Origin of the sequence: Corallococcus aberystwythensis (genome assembly GCF_003612165.1) — a bacterium.
Lineage (GTDB): Bacteria > Myxococcota > Myxococcia > Myxococcales > Myxococcaceae > Corallococcus > Corallococcus aberystwythensis.
In genome coordinates this window covers 1-15158 of the sequence record NZ_RAWK01000244.1, presented here as the reverse complement: position 1 = coordinate 15158, position 15158 = coordinate 1, and the positions used below count along the sequence as shown (strand labels likewise).

Sequence of the window (15158 nt, the reverse complement as noted above, 5' to 3'; positions counted from 1 at the left end):
TAAGAGACAGGGAAGGCGGCGCGGGGAGCGCACCGTGCCGGCCAGGACCAGGGCACCCACCACCTTGTCCACGGCGTTGTGGCGGCCCACGTCCTCGTAGGCGGCGAGCAGCTCCCCGTGGGCGTCCAGCGCCGCGGCGGCATGCACTCCACCGGTCTGCTCGAAGTTGTGCTGGATGGCGCGCAGCCGTTCGGTGGCGCGGGCCACGGTGTGGGCGGAGAGGACGGGGCCGGGCGCGACGCGGTCGCAGCGTGCCATCAGGTCGTCCACGTCGCGGCGGCCGCACACGCCGCATGCGGAGGTAGTGAGCGTGCCACGGCGGGTAGACTCCACGCGCTCCAAATCGAGCACAGCGCCGGCAGCGGGAACGACCTCCAACACGTTGCCGAATCCTTCCTCACCTGGATGGCCGCAGTGGAAGAGGCTGCCCAGGTCGGCCCCATCGTTAAGGATGCCTTCGGCGAAGAGGAAGCCCACCGCGAGCTCTCGGTCATGGCCTGGGGTTCGCATGGTGGTGGCGACGGTGTCGCCGCTCACGCGGATCTCCAGGGGCTCTTCCACTGCGATGCGGTCGTCCTCGGACTCGCGGAGCGTGTCCCCGTCGAAGCGGCGCACGGCGCGGTGGGTGACGCCGCGCGGTTCGGGGCGCGGGCTTCGCGGCGCGGATTGATCACGCAGCCACGCAGTGAGGAAGTCCGCGACGGCGCGTGCATTCACTGGCAGGCGGTGACGCGAGGCCACGGAGGGTGGAAGCGCGGGCGCGTCCGTCACCACGGCGAGCACGTCGGGGCGGGAGGCCGCGAGCGGCGCTTCCAGTCCCTCGCGCCACACCTCCAGCTTCGGGAGGGGGCCGTCCTTCCAGCCCTCCACGAGCACCAGGTCCGCGCGGTCCGCGTCTCGCGCGAGGGACAGCGGCTGCCGGGTGGTGAGCTGCGTGCCGTCCGGCGTGGCGAAGCCCGTGAGCACGGCGCCCGCGGCGTCCAGGCGCGCGGTGTCGCTGCCCGGGCGGTGGAGCGGGTGCGCGTCCGAGGAGTGCTTCACGTACGCCACGCGCAGGCCGCGCGAGGCCAGCTCCGGCAGCAGGCGCTCCAGGAGCGTCGTCTTGCCGGCGCCGGACCAGCCGATGACGGCGAGCGCGGGGGGCGGCTTCACGCGGCCTCCACGGGTTGGAAGTCCGGCGGGTCGAAGAGCTGCACGTCCACGGCCTCGCCCTCGGCGAAGTCCGCGCGGCCGGCGGGGAGCACGGCCCAGCCCCGGGCCGCCACGTTCTGCAGAATCTGGCCGGCGCCCTGGGGACGCAGGCGCGCCCACGGTTCGGCGCTGGCCTCGCGCGCTTCGAGCGCCGCGACGGTGACGAGGTACGTGAGCCCCGCCTGCTTGTGGCGGGACTCGGAGATGCGGGCCCGGGTGACGCGGCGGTGTTCGACGACGCCCTGGTGCTTGAAGAGGAGGGGCCGCGCGAACTGATCAAAAGCGACGGTGGCGGCGCCGGGGTTGCCGGGCAGCACGACGACGGCGGTGGAGCCCAGGCGGGCCACGGCCACGGGCTTGCCGGGCTTGAGCGCGACGCCGTCCACGAAGAAGCGAGCCCCCAGGAGGGAGAGGACCCGCTTCACGCAATCCCGATCACCCACGGATGCGCCACCGGTGGTGATGAGCACGTCGACCTGGGGTGCCAGCGCTTCCAGTCGCGCGTGCAGCTCCGCCTCGTCATCGCGCGAGCGGGCCAGGTGCGTGACCTCCGCGCCGGCCTCGCGGGCGAGCGCGGCCACGAGGAGGCGGTTGCTCTCGAAGACCTGGTGGGCTTGCGCGGGCTGGCCGGGAGGAATGAGCTCATCCCCGGTGGCGATGATGGCGACGCGCGGCGCGGGGCGCACGAGCGCGGTGGCTTCGCCCAGCGACGCGAGCACGCCGAGCACGGCTGCGTCCACGCGCTGGCCGGCGGTGAACAGCGGCGTGCCGGGCATCACCTCTTCACCGGCGCGGCGCAGGTCATGGCCGGGCGTGACGGAGACGAAGAGGTCCACGTGGGTCCCGTCGTCGGTGGGGCGCGCGGCCTCCTGACGGACGACGGCGTCGGCGCCGGGGGAAATCGGTGCGCCGGTGAAGACGCGCGCGGCCTCGCCGGGCTGGAGGGCGTGGCGCGGCAGGTGGCCGGCGTAGACGGTGTCGACGATGCGCAGGCGCGCGGGGCGGTCGCGGTTGGCGCCCCGGGTCTCCTCGGCGCGCACGGCCCACCCGTCCATGGCGGAGTTGTCGCAGCCGGGCAGCGCGCGTGACGCGGCGACGCCAGCGGCGAGGAACCGGCCATGGGCTTCCAGCAGGGGAAGGCGTACGGGTGCCGCGGGCACGATGGCGTCGAGCGCGGCCAGTCGCGCGGCAGGGAGGGGAGTCAGCGGCATGCGTCCAGGAGGGGGAGCTGGACTCTACGACGGGGTGCGCGTGCCTTGTCCACGGGGGGCGTGAGGCCGTCGGCTGCTCCCTCCCTCTGGGGCTTGGCGAAATCCTGGGAGTGGCGTGTATCCCGGGCGAAAGGGAGGTGTGTAGGGTCGGCGGACATGGACAGAGCCGCGACCTTTCCCGACGTGACGCTGGCCATCCTGGCAGGAGGGCAGGGGACCCGGCTGGGAGGCGTGGCCAAGGGGCTGCTGAGCGTGGGGGGGCTCACAACCCTGGAACGGCTGCGGGCGTTCGGGTCGCGATTCAGGGACACGTTATTGGTGGCGAATGTTCCGGAACCGTACGACCGCTTCGGGATCCGCACGGTGGCGGACACGGTCCAGGGCAAGGGGGCACCTGGAGGCGTTCATGCGGCCCTGGGCGCGGCGCGCACACCGTGGGTCTTCGTGGTGGCCTGTGACATGCCGTTCGTCACGGAGCCCGCGGCACGGGTGGTGCTGGACGCACGGGGCGAGGACGTGGACGCGGTGTGCCTCGAGCACGACGGACGCTGGGAGCCACTGTTCGCCGCGTACCGCACGGAGCTGGTGACGCGATGGGGTGAGGCGCTGTCGGAGGATCCGTCCATGCGGCGGGTGCTGACGCGCTTCCGGACACGGACCTTGCCGGTGGATGCGCTGCGCGCGGTGGATCCGGAGCTGCGCGCCCTGGCGAACGTGAACAGGCCGGAGGACCTGGCGCGCTACGGCGTCACGTTGCCGGAGCGGTGATCCGCGTCACGGCTCCGGCTGCGTCACCATGAACCTCGCGTAGGGCATGGTCGTCCGTGGCGCAGCGCTCTGGCCCAGCACGGGCAACGGGAAGCTCAGGGGCTTTCCGTCCGAGGCCTCCGTGTTCCCCTCCACCTGCGCCGCGCCCAGTCCCTGCCTCTGTCCCTGGAACGTGGCCTGGGGATTCCTCGCGGACGCCTTGCCCGCCTGGATGATTCCGTAGCGCGCGGCCACCGCTCCCACCGTGGACAGCACGTCCGCTGTCACCTGCTTCCACCGTGACCGCCCCGGCAGCACGTCCACCACCAGGCCCGCCAGCGAGCACGTCCGCGACAGCATCCACAGCGCTCCCGACGCTCCCGTGCGCAGTGGCTTGCCCACCTCCACGACCTGCCGCGCCTCCAGTTCCACCGCCTCGCGCGTGAACAGCTCCGCCACCTTGCCCGCGATGCGGAAGCGGCGCAGCACGCGCTCCTCCTTGTCCGTATGCGGGAACAGCGACAACAGGCTCCCCGCGCTCGCGGTCGCGGAGGACATGAAGAACAGCGGCAGCGTGCGCCCCACCTGCTGCCACAGCGGCACCGCCGTGTTGCTCACCAGCACCGCCGTGTACCCCGCGAGCGGCAGGCCCAGCACCGCGCCCATCCAGCCCGCCGCGCGCCCCAGTCCGCCCAGGACCCCGGGCCTCCGCCTCAACACGAACGCCACCGAGTTCACCGCGCCCGAACCCGCCAGCACCCACGACCCCATGCTCATGGGCGACGTGGGCCGGAACACTCGCAGCATGTTCAGGAAGCGCGACGGCCGGCCCAGGTCGTGGATCAACAGCCCCGCGCTCACGGCGTCTCCCGCCAGGGCCACCGCGTGACAGCGCTCGGCCAGCCGCTCCAGTCGCCGTCCCCCCAGGGATTCCACCGCCACCCCGAGCACGCTCGCCGCGCCCGCGACTCCACCCACGTAGAAGTACGCGGGCACGGTCCAGATCCACAGCGGCTCCTTCAACACCGGCATGCCGTAGTAGCTCGGCGCCTCCGCGCTGTCCGGCCCCGACCTCGACGGCACCGTGGGCAACACGTCCATCCCCTGCCGAGCGGGCTCCGGATCCTTCACCCGCTGCTGTGAACCCTCGCCCTCCAGGATGCCCGCGCGCGGATCGATGTTCCGCCCGTCCGCCTTGCGTTGCAGCCGGTCCAGCAGCGTGTCGTCGCTCATCCTCGGCCCTCCCGCCCGAACGCCACCGCGCCCAGCGCCACCGCCACCATGCCCACCGCGCCCATCGCCACGGACGCCCAGGACCGCAGCGCCTTCTTCGTCGGCACCACCGGATCCGGCGGCAGGTTGTAGACCTCCGGCCTGTCCAGCAGCAGGAAGAACGCGTTGAGCCCACCCGTGCCCGGCTGGTTCTCCGCGTCCTTGCCGTACAGGTACGCGTCCGTCATGCCCCGGTCATGCAGGTCGCGGACCCGCGACTCCGCTCGCGCGTGCAGCTCATCCAGGTCGCCGTACTGGATGGACGCCGTGGGACACGCCTTCGCGCACGCGGGCGTCTGGTCGTCACCGATGCGGTCGTAACAGAGCGTGCACTTCCACGCGCGCCCGTCATCCTCGCGCCGGTCAATCACGCCGAACGGACACGCGGACACGCAGTAGCCGCAGCCGTTGCACACGTCCGGCTGCACGTAGACCGTGTCGAACTCCGTGCGCACGATGGCGCCCGTGGGACACGCCTCCAGGCACCCCGCGCGCTGGCAGTGCTTGCACACGTCCGACATCATCAGCCAGGAGAAGTCCCCCGCGCCCGACGTCTGCCCCTGCAACGGCACCGGCCGCTCCACGAACGCCACGTGCCGCCATGTCGACGCGCCCAGGTGCGCCGTCTGGTCGTAGGACATCCCCGTGAAGTGGAAGCCGTCGTCTGGAAGCTGGTTCCACTGCTTGCACGCGACCTCGCACGCCTTGCAGCCGATGCAGAGCGTCGTGTCCGTGAAGAACCCCTTGCGGCTCCCCATGCGCCTATCCCTTCCCCTCGGGTTCCTGCGCTTCCGTGTGGTCCGTGTCCTGCGGCGGCGTCACGTCGCGCGGCACCTCCGGCACCGTGAGCGCGGGCGGCGTCGCTCCCGCCGCGGCCCGTTCGCCCGAGCGCATCCGTCCCGCCCGCAGGTCCGCCGTGAACACCTTCGACTCCTGGATGTCCACGTTCTGATCCGCGACGAACGCCGTCAGTTCGTTGGCGCCCTCGCCACGCACGCGCCCCGTGACGCCCCAGTGGTACGGCAGGCCAATCTGGTGCACCTGCCGCCCCTTCACCTTCAGCGGACGGATGCGCTCCGTCACGAGCGCCCTGCACTCCAGGTCCCCTCGCGCCGTGGCCAGCGTGCACCAGTCCCCGTTCTTGAGCCCCTTCTCCCGCGCCAGCTCCGGGGAGATTTCGCAGAACATCTCCGGCTGGAGCTCGCTCAGCCATGACAGCCAGCGCGACATGCCGCCCGCCGTGTGGTGCTCGGTGAGCCGGTAGGTCGTGACGAGATACGGGTAGCGCGGGTCGCCCCAGGCCCGGTGGTAGGGATTGTCCTTGCGCCTCCACTCCTCGCGCGTGGGGTTGCACTGCTGCGCATAGAGCGGGTTGGGCACCACCGACTCCATGGGCTCGTAGTGCGTGGGCAGCGGCCCGTCGATCATCCCGCTGGGCGCGAAGAGCCAGCCCTTGCCGTCCGCCTGCAAGAGGAACGGATCATTCCCCGCGAGCGCGTCCAACCCCTTCGCGCCCTCGGGAGGCCGGTACTCCGGCGGCCGGTCCGCGATGAAGTCCGGCACGTCCTCGCCCGTCCACTTCCTCTCCCCGGCGTCCCACCACACGTAGCGCTTGCGCTCGCTCCAGGGCTTGCCGTCCGCGTCCGCCGACGCGCGGTTGTAGAGGATCCGCCGGTTGGCCGGCCACGCCCAGCCCCACTCGGGCGCCACCCACGTCTGCTCGCGCCCAGGCTTGCGCCGCGCGGTCTGGTTGACGCCGTCCTTGAAGCAACCCGAGTAGATCCAACAGCCGCACGCCGTGGAGCCGTCGTCCTTCAGCGCCGTGAAGCCGTCCACTGGCTTCCCATCCGCCACCGTGTAGCCGTTGATCTCCTTCAGCACCGCTTCCTCCGAAGGCTCCGCGTGCGGCCCGTGCGTCGGGTAGTCCCACGTCAGGTCCAACAGCGGCGCGTCCCTGGGGTCCGTGGAGTCCGCGTAGCGTTGCCGCAGCTTGAGCCCCAGGTGGTAGGCGAAGTGCAGCTCGCTGCGCGTGTCCCCCTGCGGCTCCACGGCCTTGTGGTGCCATTGCAGCAGCCGCTGCGTGTTGGTGAAGCTGCCGTCCTTCTCCGTGTGCGCGGCGGCCGGGAAGAAGAACACCTCCGTTGGGATGTCCTCCGGCCGCACCTGCCCGGACTGGACCTCCGGCGCCGTGCGCCAGAACTCCGCCGTCTCGATGAGCGTGAAGTCGCGCACCGCCAGCCAGTCCAGCTTGCGCAGCCCCTTGCGCTGGAGCGCCCCGTTCATGCTGCCCACGGCGGGGTTCTCCCCCATGACGAAGTAGCCCTGGAGCTTCCCGTCCGCCATGTCCGCCACGGTCTGCATGTGCGAGTGATTGCCCGTCAGCCGCGGCAGGTGCGTGAACAGGTAGTCGTTGTCCTTCGTGGCCTTGTCCCCGAACCACGCCTTGAGCAGCGACACGGCGTACTTGGGGAACTCGCTCCACCAGCCGCTGCCGGACTTGTTGTCCAGGATGTACCGCTCCAGGCCATCCTGGGACTTCGTGCTCGGCATGGGCAGGTAGCCGGGCAGCAGGTTGTAGAGCGTGGGGATGTTCGTGGAGCCCTGGATGGACGCGTGCCCGCGCAAGGCGAGGATGCCGCCGCCGGGCCGCCCGATGTTGCCCAGCAGCAGCTGGAGGATGGCCGCGGTGCGGATGTACTGCACACCCACCGAGTGCTGCGTCCAGCCCACCGCGTAGCAGAACGCGCTGGTGCGCTCCGGGTTGGAGTTGTCACACAGCGTTTGCGCCACCTGGAGGAACAGCGCCTCGTCCACGCCGCACACCTGGGACACCACCGTCGGCGTGTAGCGGGAGAAGTGCCGCTTGAGCAGCTGGAACACGCACCGGGGATGCTGGAGCGTTTCGTCGCGGTGCTCGTCGTTCACGTCCACGCTGTGCGCGTGCTGGCCCGCGCCGGCGCCCGGTTCGTCGAACAGCTCCTTGTGGCCCGCGGCCGGCACCGCGCACTCCACCCCCTGGTACTGCCAGGTGTGGATGTCATAGCGGTTGTTCTTCGCCTGGAATCCGCTGAAGAGCCCCTCCAGGTCCTCCGTGTCCACGAAGTCCTCACGGATGAGCGTGGCCGCGTTGGTGTACTGCACCACGTAGTCGCGGAAGTACCGCTCGTGCTCCAGCACGTAGTGGATGAGCCCGCCCAGGAACGCGATGTCCGTGCCCACGCGGATGGGCGCGTACAGGTCCGACACCGCGCTGGTGCGCGTGTAGCGCGGGTCCACGTGGATGACCTTCGCGCCCCGGGCCTTCGCCTCCATCACCCACTGGAAGCCCACCGGATGGCACTCGGCCATGTTGGAGCCCTGGATGAGGATGCAGTCCGAGTGCTGCAGGTCCTGCTGGAACGTCGTGGCACCGCCGCGGCCGAACGTGATGCCCAGACCGGGCACCGTGGACGCGTGTCATATTCGAGCCTGGTTCTCCACCTGCACCACGCCCAGCGCGCTGAAGAGCTTCTTGAGGAGGTAGTTCTCCTCGTTGTCCAGCGTCGCTCCGCCCAGGTGCGCCAGCCCCAAGGTCCGGCGCACCCGGTCGCCCTTCGCGTCCGTCATCTCGAACGTCGCGTCGCGCGTGCGCTTCACGCGCTCGGCCACCCGGTCCATCGCCTCTTCCAGGGGGATGGGCTCCCACTCCGTGCCGCCAGGGCGGCGGTAGAGGACCTGCTGCACGCGTTGCGTTCCCGTGACCAGCTGGAAGGTGGCGGCGCCCTTGGGGCACAGCCGCCCGCGCGAGATGGGGGAGTCCGGGTCGCCCTCGATGTCGAGGATGCGCCCGTCGCGCACGTGCACCTCCTGCCCGCAGCCCACCGCGCAATACGGACAGATGGACTTCACCACCGCGTCCGCGGACTTCGTGCGCGGCTCCAACGAACGGCTGCGCGCCGTCATCGCCGTGTCCCCCAGCGCCCGCCCGTCACCCCGGGTGAGCTGCCGCAGCACGGGCCAACCGTTCAACAGGTCGCGGAACTTCAAGGCCGCTCCTCTCCTCACAGGACGCGCACGGGGAACTCCGCATCACAAGGTGGGGACTCGCGGTGGCACGGACCAGTGCCGCAAGTCCCCGGCCTGTGTCCATTCGCGGACGTAGGAGCAGGCGGGCAGGCATGGAAATAAGGGGTGCGCGAAATCAGACCGGGGGGCTTCAGTCGTTATTTCTGAACGGTGCCAACGCCTCTTCCGGCTCCCCCCTCCCCGTGGACCTTCGTGTCCCTGGGAGGTGCCGGAAGCACGACAGCCACGTGAGGGCCGGACGTGGCGGAAAGCGCGAGTGGAGACACTGCATGACAGACAGTGCCCCCCTCATCCTCTTGATCGAGGACGAGACAGACATCCGGGACGCGGTCGCGACACTGCTGGAGATGGAGGGCTATCGCGTCGCCCAGTGCATCCACGGTGCGGACGCATGGACCTGGTTGAGGTCCCATCCCCGCCCGGGCCTGGTGCTGCTGGACCTGATGATGCCGGTGATGGACGGACAGGCCTTCCTCATGAAGCTGTCCCAGGAACGCATGCTGGAGGGCGTGCCCATCATCGTGCTGTCCGGCAGCCCCTTCCATCCGCCGGGCGCGGTGGCCTACCTGCGCAAACCGGTGGCGGTGGATCCACTGATGGAAATGGTGCGCCGCTTCCTTCCTCCATCCGGGGAAGGCCCGGAAGGACCTCACACGTCGTGAAACATTTGTCGCGGGGCGCGGGGCGGGTCCATCCAGGACTCGCGATGGAACGGGACCTGTGGAATCCTCGCGCCCCGTCAGGTCCCCGCCTGGTCCATTCCCCCTCATTCAAAGGACGACGCTGATGCCGCACGGCGCGCTGAATCTTCCCGAGGACGTCGCCCGTGACCTGGAGGCGCGGCTGGCCGCGACGACGCCGGAGGACACGAGCCGGGGCCTGTTCTTCCTGGGCGTGCTGGACGCGGTGCGCTTTCTGGGCGGACCGGAGGCGGTGACGCGCTGCCTGGCGCAGGTGGGCGAGACCGCCGACTTCATGCCCATGCAGACCTATCCGTTCCCGCGCTTCCTGCGGCTGTCCTACGTGGCGGCCGAACAGCTCTCGTCGCTCGTCGGCGGGCACGAGGCGGCGCAGCGGCAGATTGGCACGCAGGCGATGCTGGACTTCCTCAACTCCATGTTCGCGCGCGACTTCGTGCAGCAGGCGGGAGGCGACCCGAAGCGGCTGCTGGAGTTGATGCACTCCGGCTACCGCACGGCGCTGAACTTCGGCGAGCGCACCGTGGAGTGGACCGGGCCCACGTCGGGCCGCGTCTTCATGAAGCGCTCGTTGATGCCGGTGCCCTACAACGAGGGCATCCTCCAGTCCGCCCTGGAGGTGACAGGCGTGCACGACGTGCAGGTGCGTGGGCAGGCCCAGTCGCTGGTGGACGCCGTCTACGACGTGTCCTGGTCGTAACTCCCGCATGCCGCCCTCCGGCCCGGAGGGCGGCCGGCCGGGCGGGCAGCGCGCGGCGGACTTCGGAGGGCTTGCTCCGTGCGAAGCCCGGCTAGAAGCCCCACCTCTTCGCGAGGAGGGGCGAAAGCGCATGGCGCGTCATGAGGATTTGAAGGGGCAGGTGGCCATCGTCACGGGTGCGTCGAGTGGCGTGGGCTGGCAGTCCGCGCTGCGGCTGGCGGAGGCCGGCGTGCGGCTGTGCGTCACCGCCCGGCGCCAGTCGGCCCTGGAGCAGCTGCGCGTGGAGGTGCTCCAGCGTGGCGGCGAGTGCCTGGTGTGTGAAGGCGACGTCACGGTGGCGGAGGACGTGGAGCGCGTGGTGCGCGAGTGCGTGGCGCACTACGGCCGCGTGGACATCCTGGTGAACGTGGCGGCGGTGCAGTCCTACGGCTACTTCGACCAGCTGCCCTGGGAGCACATCACGCGCGTGTTCGACGTGTCGTGCTTCGGCTACTTCCGCTTCGCGCGCGCGGTGCTGCCGCACTTCCGGAAGCAGGGCCACGGCCACCTGCTCAACGTGCAGTCCATGCTGGCGAAGGGGTCCGCGCCGCTCCTGTCCGCGTACTCGTCCGCGAAGCACGCGACGCTGGGGTGGGCGCGGTCGCTGGAGCTGGAGCTGGCGGGCACGGGCATCCAGGTGTCCAACGTGCTGGTGCCGTCCGTGTCCACGCCCATGTTCGACCACGCGCCCACGATGCTGGGGAAGAAGCCCGTGCCGGTGCCGCCCACGTACGACGTGGACCTGGTGGCGAGGGCGGTGGTGCGGCTGGCGAAGCGGCCGGGCCGCACGTCCGTGCCGGCGTTCCTCCAGGGGCGCCTGATGCTGTGGCTCAACGGCGTGGCGCCGTCGGTGGGCAAGGCGGTGCTCTCCCGCTTCGGCGCGCGCATGCAGACGACGGACACGCCGCTGGACCGGCCCGAGGGCAACCTCTTCACCCCCGTGGCCGAGGGCGTGGGCCCCCGAGGCAGCGTGCCGCCCACGCCTGCGTGGAAGCGCTTCACCGCGACGCTGGGACTGGCGGCGCTCACGGGCGGCGTCCTGGGCGGCGCGGTGCTGGGGGCTCGCGGCCTGGTGCGCGCGGCGCGCTGACGCCTTCCGGCACCCTCCCGCCGGCGCGAGGCCGTCTCAACTGGTCCGACTGTCGGACCAGTTGAGCCGGTGCGGCCGTGGACGGGAGCCCCCAACGGGCTCTCTCTTTCTCATTCAGGGGGAGCGAATCCACGTCCGCGGGCGTGGCGCGGGCCGCGATCAGGATTTTTCCGTTCGCGTCGCGGATGGTGGGGTGTCAACGAAGTAGCGGAGGGGGCGGGAAAACATCCTCGCGTTGCGGCGGGCTTTGGCTAGAAGGGGCCCCGCATGCGCACCGGGAAGGGTCGGCCGGGCGCGAACGTGAGGGGAAACTCGATGCGTGGAAACAGCAAGTGGTCGGGCCTGGCGCTGGTTGCGGGACTCGCGGTGTCGTCGCAGGCGGTGGCCGCGGAGGAGCCGAGCCTGAACAGCGACCCCGGCCGGTCGTCGTCTTTCGGCCAGGCGAGCCAGGTCGTCATCAGCCAGGAGCTCAACGGCTTCCTGGGTTACAACACCGCCTCTGAAGTGTTCCTGGTGCGGCTGGAGCCGTCCGCGGACTACTTCCTCCAGCAGAACCTGTCGGTGGGCGCGTCCGCGCTGGTGGCCTTCGGCTTCGGTGACAGCACCGTCGTGGGCCTGGGCGTGCTGGGCCGCGTGGGCTACCACCTGCCGCTCAACGAGCGCGTGTCGTTCTGGCCCAAGGCGGGCTTCGGCGTGCAGTTCGCGCACGTGCCGGGCTCCAGCGACGTGAACTTCGTCCTGGATTTCAACGCGCCCATCCTGTTCCACGTCTCGCCGCACTTCTTCGTGGGCGCGGGCCCGCAGGTGCGCGCGCTCATCAGCCAGAGCGTGGGCAGCCTGGGTTCGGAGCAGGGCAACTTCTCCGGCAACGACGTGACCATCGGCATCACGACCACGGTCGGCGGCTACTTCTAGCCTCGGGCCTTCCCTGGCACCCCGGGCTTCCCGCCCGGGTGCCGGGGCGTGCAGGACCCGTGACGTAGGACGGGCTGTATTGACGTCACGGGTTGGATGTGTTGGGTTGGAGGGTGCCATGTCCGTGCTTCCGTTCGCCTCCCGGCTGCCCGCGTTCGCCCCCCTGCATCCGCTGGGGAGGGGCCCGCTGGGCGAGTGGGTGTCCCTGGTGTGGCCGCTGGAGCAGGACGCTGCGGATGGGCGCCCGCTGGTGGTGAAGACGTTCCTGCTGGCGTCGGGGCTGGCGCCGGAGACGCGGCGTCCGTTGGAGGAGGCGCTGACGCACGCGGTGCCGCTGCGGCATCCGGGCATCGCGCGGCTCCACGGCTTCCAGGTGGACGCGCGCGACACGCTGACGGTGGTGTCGGACTACGTCCCGGGCTGTTCGCTGGCCACGGCGCGCAGGCGCGTGCTGGGGCGGGGTGCGCGGCCGTCGGAAGCGTTCGTGTGTCACGTGGGCGCGGAGGTCGCCGGAGCGCTGCAGGCCGCGCATGGCGCGCGCGTGGTGCATGGGGACGTGCACTCGCACCGCATCCGCGTGGGGCCTCGGGGCGAGGTGACGCTGACGGACTTCGGGCTGCGGCCCGCGCGTGCGCTGCTGCGCCGCTTCACGTCGCCGTCGCGGCCGGACGTGGTGGAGTCTCCGGTGCTGGAGGACGCGGTGGGATCGCCGGTGGAGGCGCGGGAGGACGTGCGCGCGCTGGGGCGGGTGTTGCTGGGGCTGGTTGCTGGCAACGCGGTGGTTCCGGAGGACACGGCCGGCGTGGACGCGGCGCTGGGTGGGGTGTCGCCCGCGCTGCGGGACGTGCTGCGCGGGGTGTTGCTGGAGGCTCCACGAGAGGCGGACTCCGCCGCGTGGCTCCAGGCGGCGCTGCGCGACTGCATGGCGCGCGGAATGGCGTGCCACGGGCAGGAGGCGATGGTGCGCGAGCTGGCGGCGTTGCCGGGCTCCGGACCGCTGTCGCCAGTGGACGTATACGTGGGCGCGGCGTCGGTGATGACGGCCTCCGCGTCCGTGCGTGAGCGCGCGCTGCGGTCCTGAAGGAATGATGGCTTCAGTTTCCGTGTGAGCGCGCGCTGCGGTCCGGCGGGCGTTGCACCGCTTCCGCGGGCTTGCGTTGGACCTTGCGCGCGGGTGGGTCGAAGCCCTGTGCAGGTGGCGGCGTTGCGAGAGTGGCTCGCGTCGTTCCCTCGCGCGCCGTGTCGCGCTCGCGCTGACGTCGCTGGCCGTGGTTGCGAGGGCCGTGGCGTGTTCGCGCGTCATTGCTTCGCGCGTGTCGCGGTGCCTGGGCTCATGTCTTGAGCTGTGACTTGCGTGGGGACACTTCGCGTCGCGTCCTCGCACTGCTCTCTCGGGTGACATCCCTGTGGAGTGGCCAACGTCGCGCTCCCTGGGCGTGTGAAACGCGACGGGGCGCGAGCGGGCGGCTGGTGGTTGCCGTGAGGCCGCGCCCACAGTCGCGCGCACCTCTCGCGTACGCGGCGCGAAGGCATCCACGCTGGACGGAGGAGGGCCATGGCTCCGCTGTTCCGCCCCGGGACCGACTCGGTGTTTCGGGCGCTCATCGCCCTGGCCCTGGGTGTGCCCGCGGTGGCGCTGGCGGGACTGCTGCTCCTCGCACGCAGTCCCCTGGGACGGGGCTCGTTCGCGCCCCGCGAGCAGCCGCTTCCGTTCGACCACCGTCACCACGTCGGGGACGAGGGCATCCCGTGCGGCTACTGCCATGAGGGCGCGTGGCGCTCGCCGGTGGCGGGAGTGCCGCCCACGCAGCGCTGCCTGGGGTGCCATGCGCAGGTGTGGAACGGGAGCGCCAGGCTGGAGCCGGTGCGCGCCAGCGGCTTCGACGGCACGGCGCTGCCGTGGAACCGGGTGCACGCGCTGCCGGACTACGTCTGGTTCAGCCATCAGATCCACGTGAGCAAGGGCGTGGGCTGCGTCACCTGCCACGGGCGCGTGGACACCCAGCCGGCGGTGCAGCAGGTCGCGCCCCTCACCATGGGCTGGTGCCTGGACTGTCACCGCGACCCGACGCCGTGGCTGCGGCCCGTGTCCGAGGTCGCGAACCTCACGTGGCGCCCTCCTGGAGACCCGCGCGAGACGGGCCGCGCGGTGCAGGCCGCGCTCGACGTGCACCCGAGGACGGATTGCAACACATGCCACTTCTGACCGGCCCCGCACCCCTGGAGGTCTCCGACACGCCCGGCGATGACGGGACGGGCGCGGTGCGTGCGTGGCGGAGCATGGAGGAGTGGCGCGCGGGAGGGCCCGGGCGCGAGGCCCTGTCGCGTGAGCATCCCCCCGGCGCGATGCTCCCGCCCGAGGGCGTGGCTCGGCGCACCTTCCTGCAACTGGCGGCGGCGTCCCTGGCGGCGGCGGGCTTCAACGGGTGCTTCCGCCAGCCGCCGGAGAAGATCCTCCCGTACTCGACGCCGCCGGAGGGGCTGACGCCCGGAGTGCCGTTGCACTTCGCCACGGGGCTGGAGTGGAACGGCCGCACGGTGGGGCTGGTGGTGGAGAGCCACGAGGGGCGGCCCACGAAGGTGGAGGGCAACCCGTTGCACCCGGCGAGCCTGGGCGCGGCAGGCGTCTTCGAACAGGCCGCGCTGCTGGGACTCTATGACCCCGCGAGGGCGAAGACAGCGCGGCTGCACGGCATGGAGGCCGCGTGGAGCACCGTGCGGGATGCGCTGCGCAAGCAGGCCGAGCGCGAGGACGGGGGCGCGGGGCTGCGCTTCCTGGTGGAGCCCACGGGCAGCCCGCTGGTGCAGGCGCTGTATGCGCGCATCCAGGAGCGCTTCCCGGGCGCGCGGATCATCCCCTGCGGCGCGGCGCTGGCGGACGGGCGCCGCGAGGGCACGCGGCTGGCGTACGGCAGGGTGCTGGACGTCGTGCACGACGTGGGGCGCGCGGTGGTGGTGGCGCTGGACGACGACTTCCTCGCGACGACACAGCCCGGCCACCTGCGCGCGGCGCGGGACTTCGTGAACGCGCGCAAGCCGGAGGCCCTGAACCGGCTGTGGGTCGCGGAGAGCACGCTGACCCTCACGGGTGGCTTCGCCGATGAACGGCTGCGGATGCGGCCGTCGCAGGGCGTCGCGCTGATGCTCGCGCTGGCGGCGGAGGTGGGAGCGAGCCTGGGTTTGAAGGCGATGGAGGGGGATGCGGGCACGGGCTTGGGTGTGGAGGCGCC

The 15158-nt window shown here is 71.4% G+C and carries 13 protein-coding genes; 8 read left to right on the top strand and 5 right to left on the bottom strand.

Annotation, left to right across the window (positions count from 1 at the left end; translation table 11 throughout):
- Together mobB and D7W81_RS31630 are read right to left on the bottom strand one after the other, a co-directional pair.
- A partial coding sequence (gene mobB, locus D7W81_RS31635) for a molybdopterin-guanine dinucleotide biosynthesis protein B (RefSeq protein ID WP_120559129.1) occupies positions 1–1152 on the bottom strand: 1152 nt, incomplete at its 3' end.
- Positions 1149–2402, bottom strand: coding sequence for a molybdopterin molybdotransferase MoeA (locus D7W81_RS31630; protein WP_120559128.1), 1254 nt, complete (start codon positions 2400–2402; stop codon positions 1149–1151). The genes D7W81_RS31630 and mobB, both read right to left, overlap by 4 nt.
- Before the next feature lie 156 nt (positions 2403–2558).
- Here D7W81_RS31630 and mobA point away from each other — a divergent pair, with 156 nt between their 5' ends.
- Entirely contained in the window at positions 2559–3170 is a 612-nt protein-coding gene (mobA, locus tag D7W81_RS31625) for a molybdenum cofactor guanylyltransferase (RefSeq protein WP_120559127.1), read from the top strand.
- A 6-nt stretch (positions 3171–3176) separates the two neighbouring features.
- Here mobA and nrfD read toward each other — a convergent pair whose 3' ends face one another.
- The 3 genes from nrfD to fdh are packed head-to-tail and all read right to left on the bottom strand — an operon-like array spanning position 3177 to position 8447.
- Positions 3177–4382, bottom strand: coding sequence for an NrfD/PsrC family molybdoenzyme membrane anchor subunit (nrfD, locus tag D7W81_RS31620; RefSeq protein WP_120559126.1), 1206 nt, complete (start codon positions 4380–4382; stop codon positions 3177–3179).
- Positions 4379–5179, bottom strand: coding sequence for a 4Fe-4S dicluster domain-containing protein (locus D7W81_RS31615; RefSeq protein ID WP_208721537.1), 801 nt, complete (start codon positions 5177–5179; stop codon positions 4379–4381). Before D7W81_RS31615 ends, nrfD begins: the two co-directional genes overlap by 4 nt.
- 4 nt (positions 5180–5183) lie before the next feature.
- Positions 5184–8447, bottom strand: a complete 3264-nt coding sequence (gene fdh, locus D7W81_RS31610; protein ID WP_279637864.1) for a formate dehydrogenase — start codon at positions 8445–8447, stop codon at positions 5184–5186.
- Positions 8448–8755: 308 nt separating this feature from the next.
- Between fdh and D7W81_RS31600 the strand changes: the two genes are divergently transcribed.
- The 7 genes from D7W81_RS31600 to D7W81_RS31570 all read left to right on the top strand — a co-directional run.
- Positions 8756–9148, top strand: a complete 393-nt coding sequence (locus tag D7W81_RS31600) for a response regulator (RefSeq protein ID WP_158621737.1) — start codon at positions 8756–8758, stop codon at positions 9146–9148.
- 124 nt (positions 9149–9272) lie between these two features.
- The gene (locus D7W81_RS31595) at positions 9273–9884 is read left to right on the top strand and encodes a DUF2378 family protein (RefSeq protein WP_120559122.1); all 612 of its coding nucleotides are present in this window, start codon (positions 9273–9275) and stop codon (positions 9882–9884) included.
- 130 nt (positions 9885–10014) lie between these two features.
- Complete coding sequence (locus D7W81_RS31590; protein WP_120559121.1) at positions 10015–11013, top strand: SDR family NAD(P)-dependent oxidoreductase; 999 nt, start codon at positions 10015–10017, stop codon at positions 11011–11013.
- A 315-nt stretch (positions 11014–11328) separates the two neighbouring features.
- Positions 11329–11928: a hypothetical protein gene (locus tag D7W81_RS31585; protein ID WP_120559120.1), complete on the top strand. Its 600-nt coding sequence runs from the start codon at positions 11329–11331 to the stop codon at positions 11926–11928.
- 118 nt (positions 11929–12046) lie between these two features.
- Positions 12047–13009 (top strand): protein kinase, encoded by a 963-nt coding sequence (locus tag D7W81_RS31580; RefSeq protein ID WP_120559119.1) that lies wholly within the window; start codon positions 12047–12049, stop codon positions 13007–13009.
- 474 nt (positions 13010–13483) lie between these two features.
- Positions 13484–14134, top strand: a complete 651-nt coding sequence (locus D7W81_RS31575; RefSeq protein ID WP_120559118.1) for a cytochrome c3 family protein — start codon at positions 13484–13486, stop codon at positions 14132–14134.
- The coding region (locus D7W81_RS31570) for a TAT-variant-translocated molybdopterin oxidoreductase (RefSeq protein WP_244227552.1) at positions 14122–15158 on the top strand (1037 nt) is incomplete at its 3' end. The genes D7W81_RS31575 and D7W81_RS31570, both read left to right, overlap by 13 nt.

Excerpts from the sequence above, each read along its gene's own strand:
- nrfD (WP_120559126.1), bottom strand. The coding sequence starts at position 4,382 with ATGAGCGACGACACGCTGCTGGACCGGCTGCAACGCAAGGCGGACGGG.
- D7W81_RS31580 (WP_120559119.1), top strand. The coding sequence starts at position 12,047 with ATGTCCGTGCTTCCGTTCGCCTCCCGGCTGCCCGCGTTCGCCCCCCTG.
- D7W81_RS31585 (WP_120559120.1), top strand. The coding sequence starts at position 11,329 with ATGCGTGGAAACAGCAAGTGGTCGGGCCTGGCGCTGGTTGCGGGACTC.
- mobA (WP_120559127.1), top strand. The coding sequence starts at position 2,559 with ATGGACAGAGCCGCGACCTTTCCCGACGTGACGCTGGCCATCCTGGCA.
- D7W81_RS31575 (WP_120559118.1), top strand. The coding sequence starts at position 13,484 with ATGGCTCCGCTGTTCCGCCCCGGGACCGACTCGGTGTTTCGGGCGCTC.
- D7W81_RS31615 (WP_208721537.1), bottom strand. The coding sequence starts at position 5,179 with ATGGGGAGCCGCAAGGGGTTCTTCACGGACACGACGCTCTGCATCGGC.
- D7W81_RS31595 (WP_120559122.1), top strand. The coding sequence starts at position 9,273 with ATGCCGCACGGCGCGCTGAATCTTCCCGAGGACGTCGCCCGTGACCTG.
- D7W81_RS31630 (WP_120559128.1), bottom strand. The coding sequence starts at position 2,402 with ATGCCGCTGACTCCCCTCCCTGCCGCGCGACTGGCCGCGCTCGACGCC.
- D7W81_RS31590 (WP_120559121.1), top strand. The coding sequence starts at position 10,015 with ATGGCGCGTCATGAGGATTTGAAGGGGCAGGTGGCCATCGTCACGGGT.
- D7W81_RS31600 (WP_158621737.1), top strand. The coding sequence starts at position 8,756 with ATGACAGACAGTGCCCCCCTCATCCTCTTGATCGAGGACGAGACAGAC.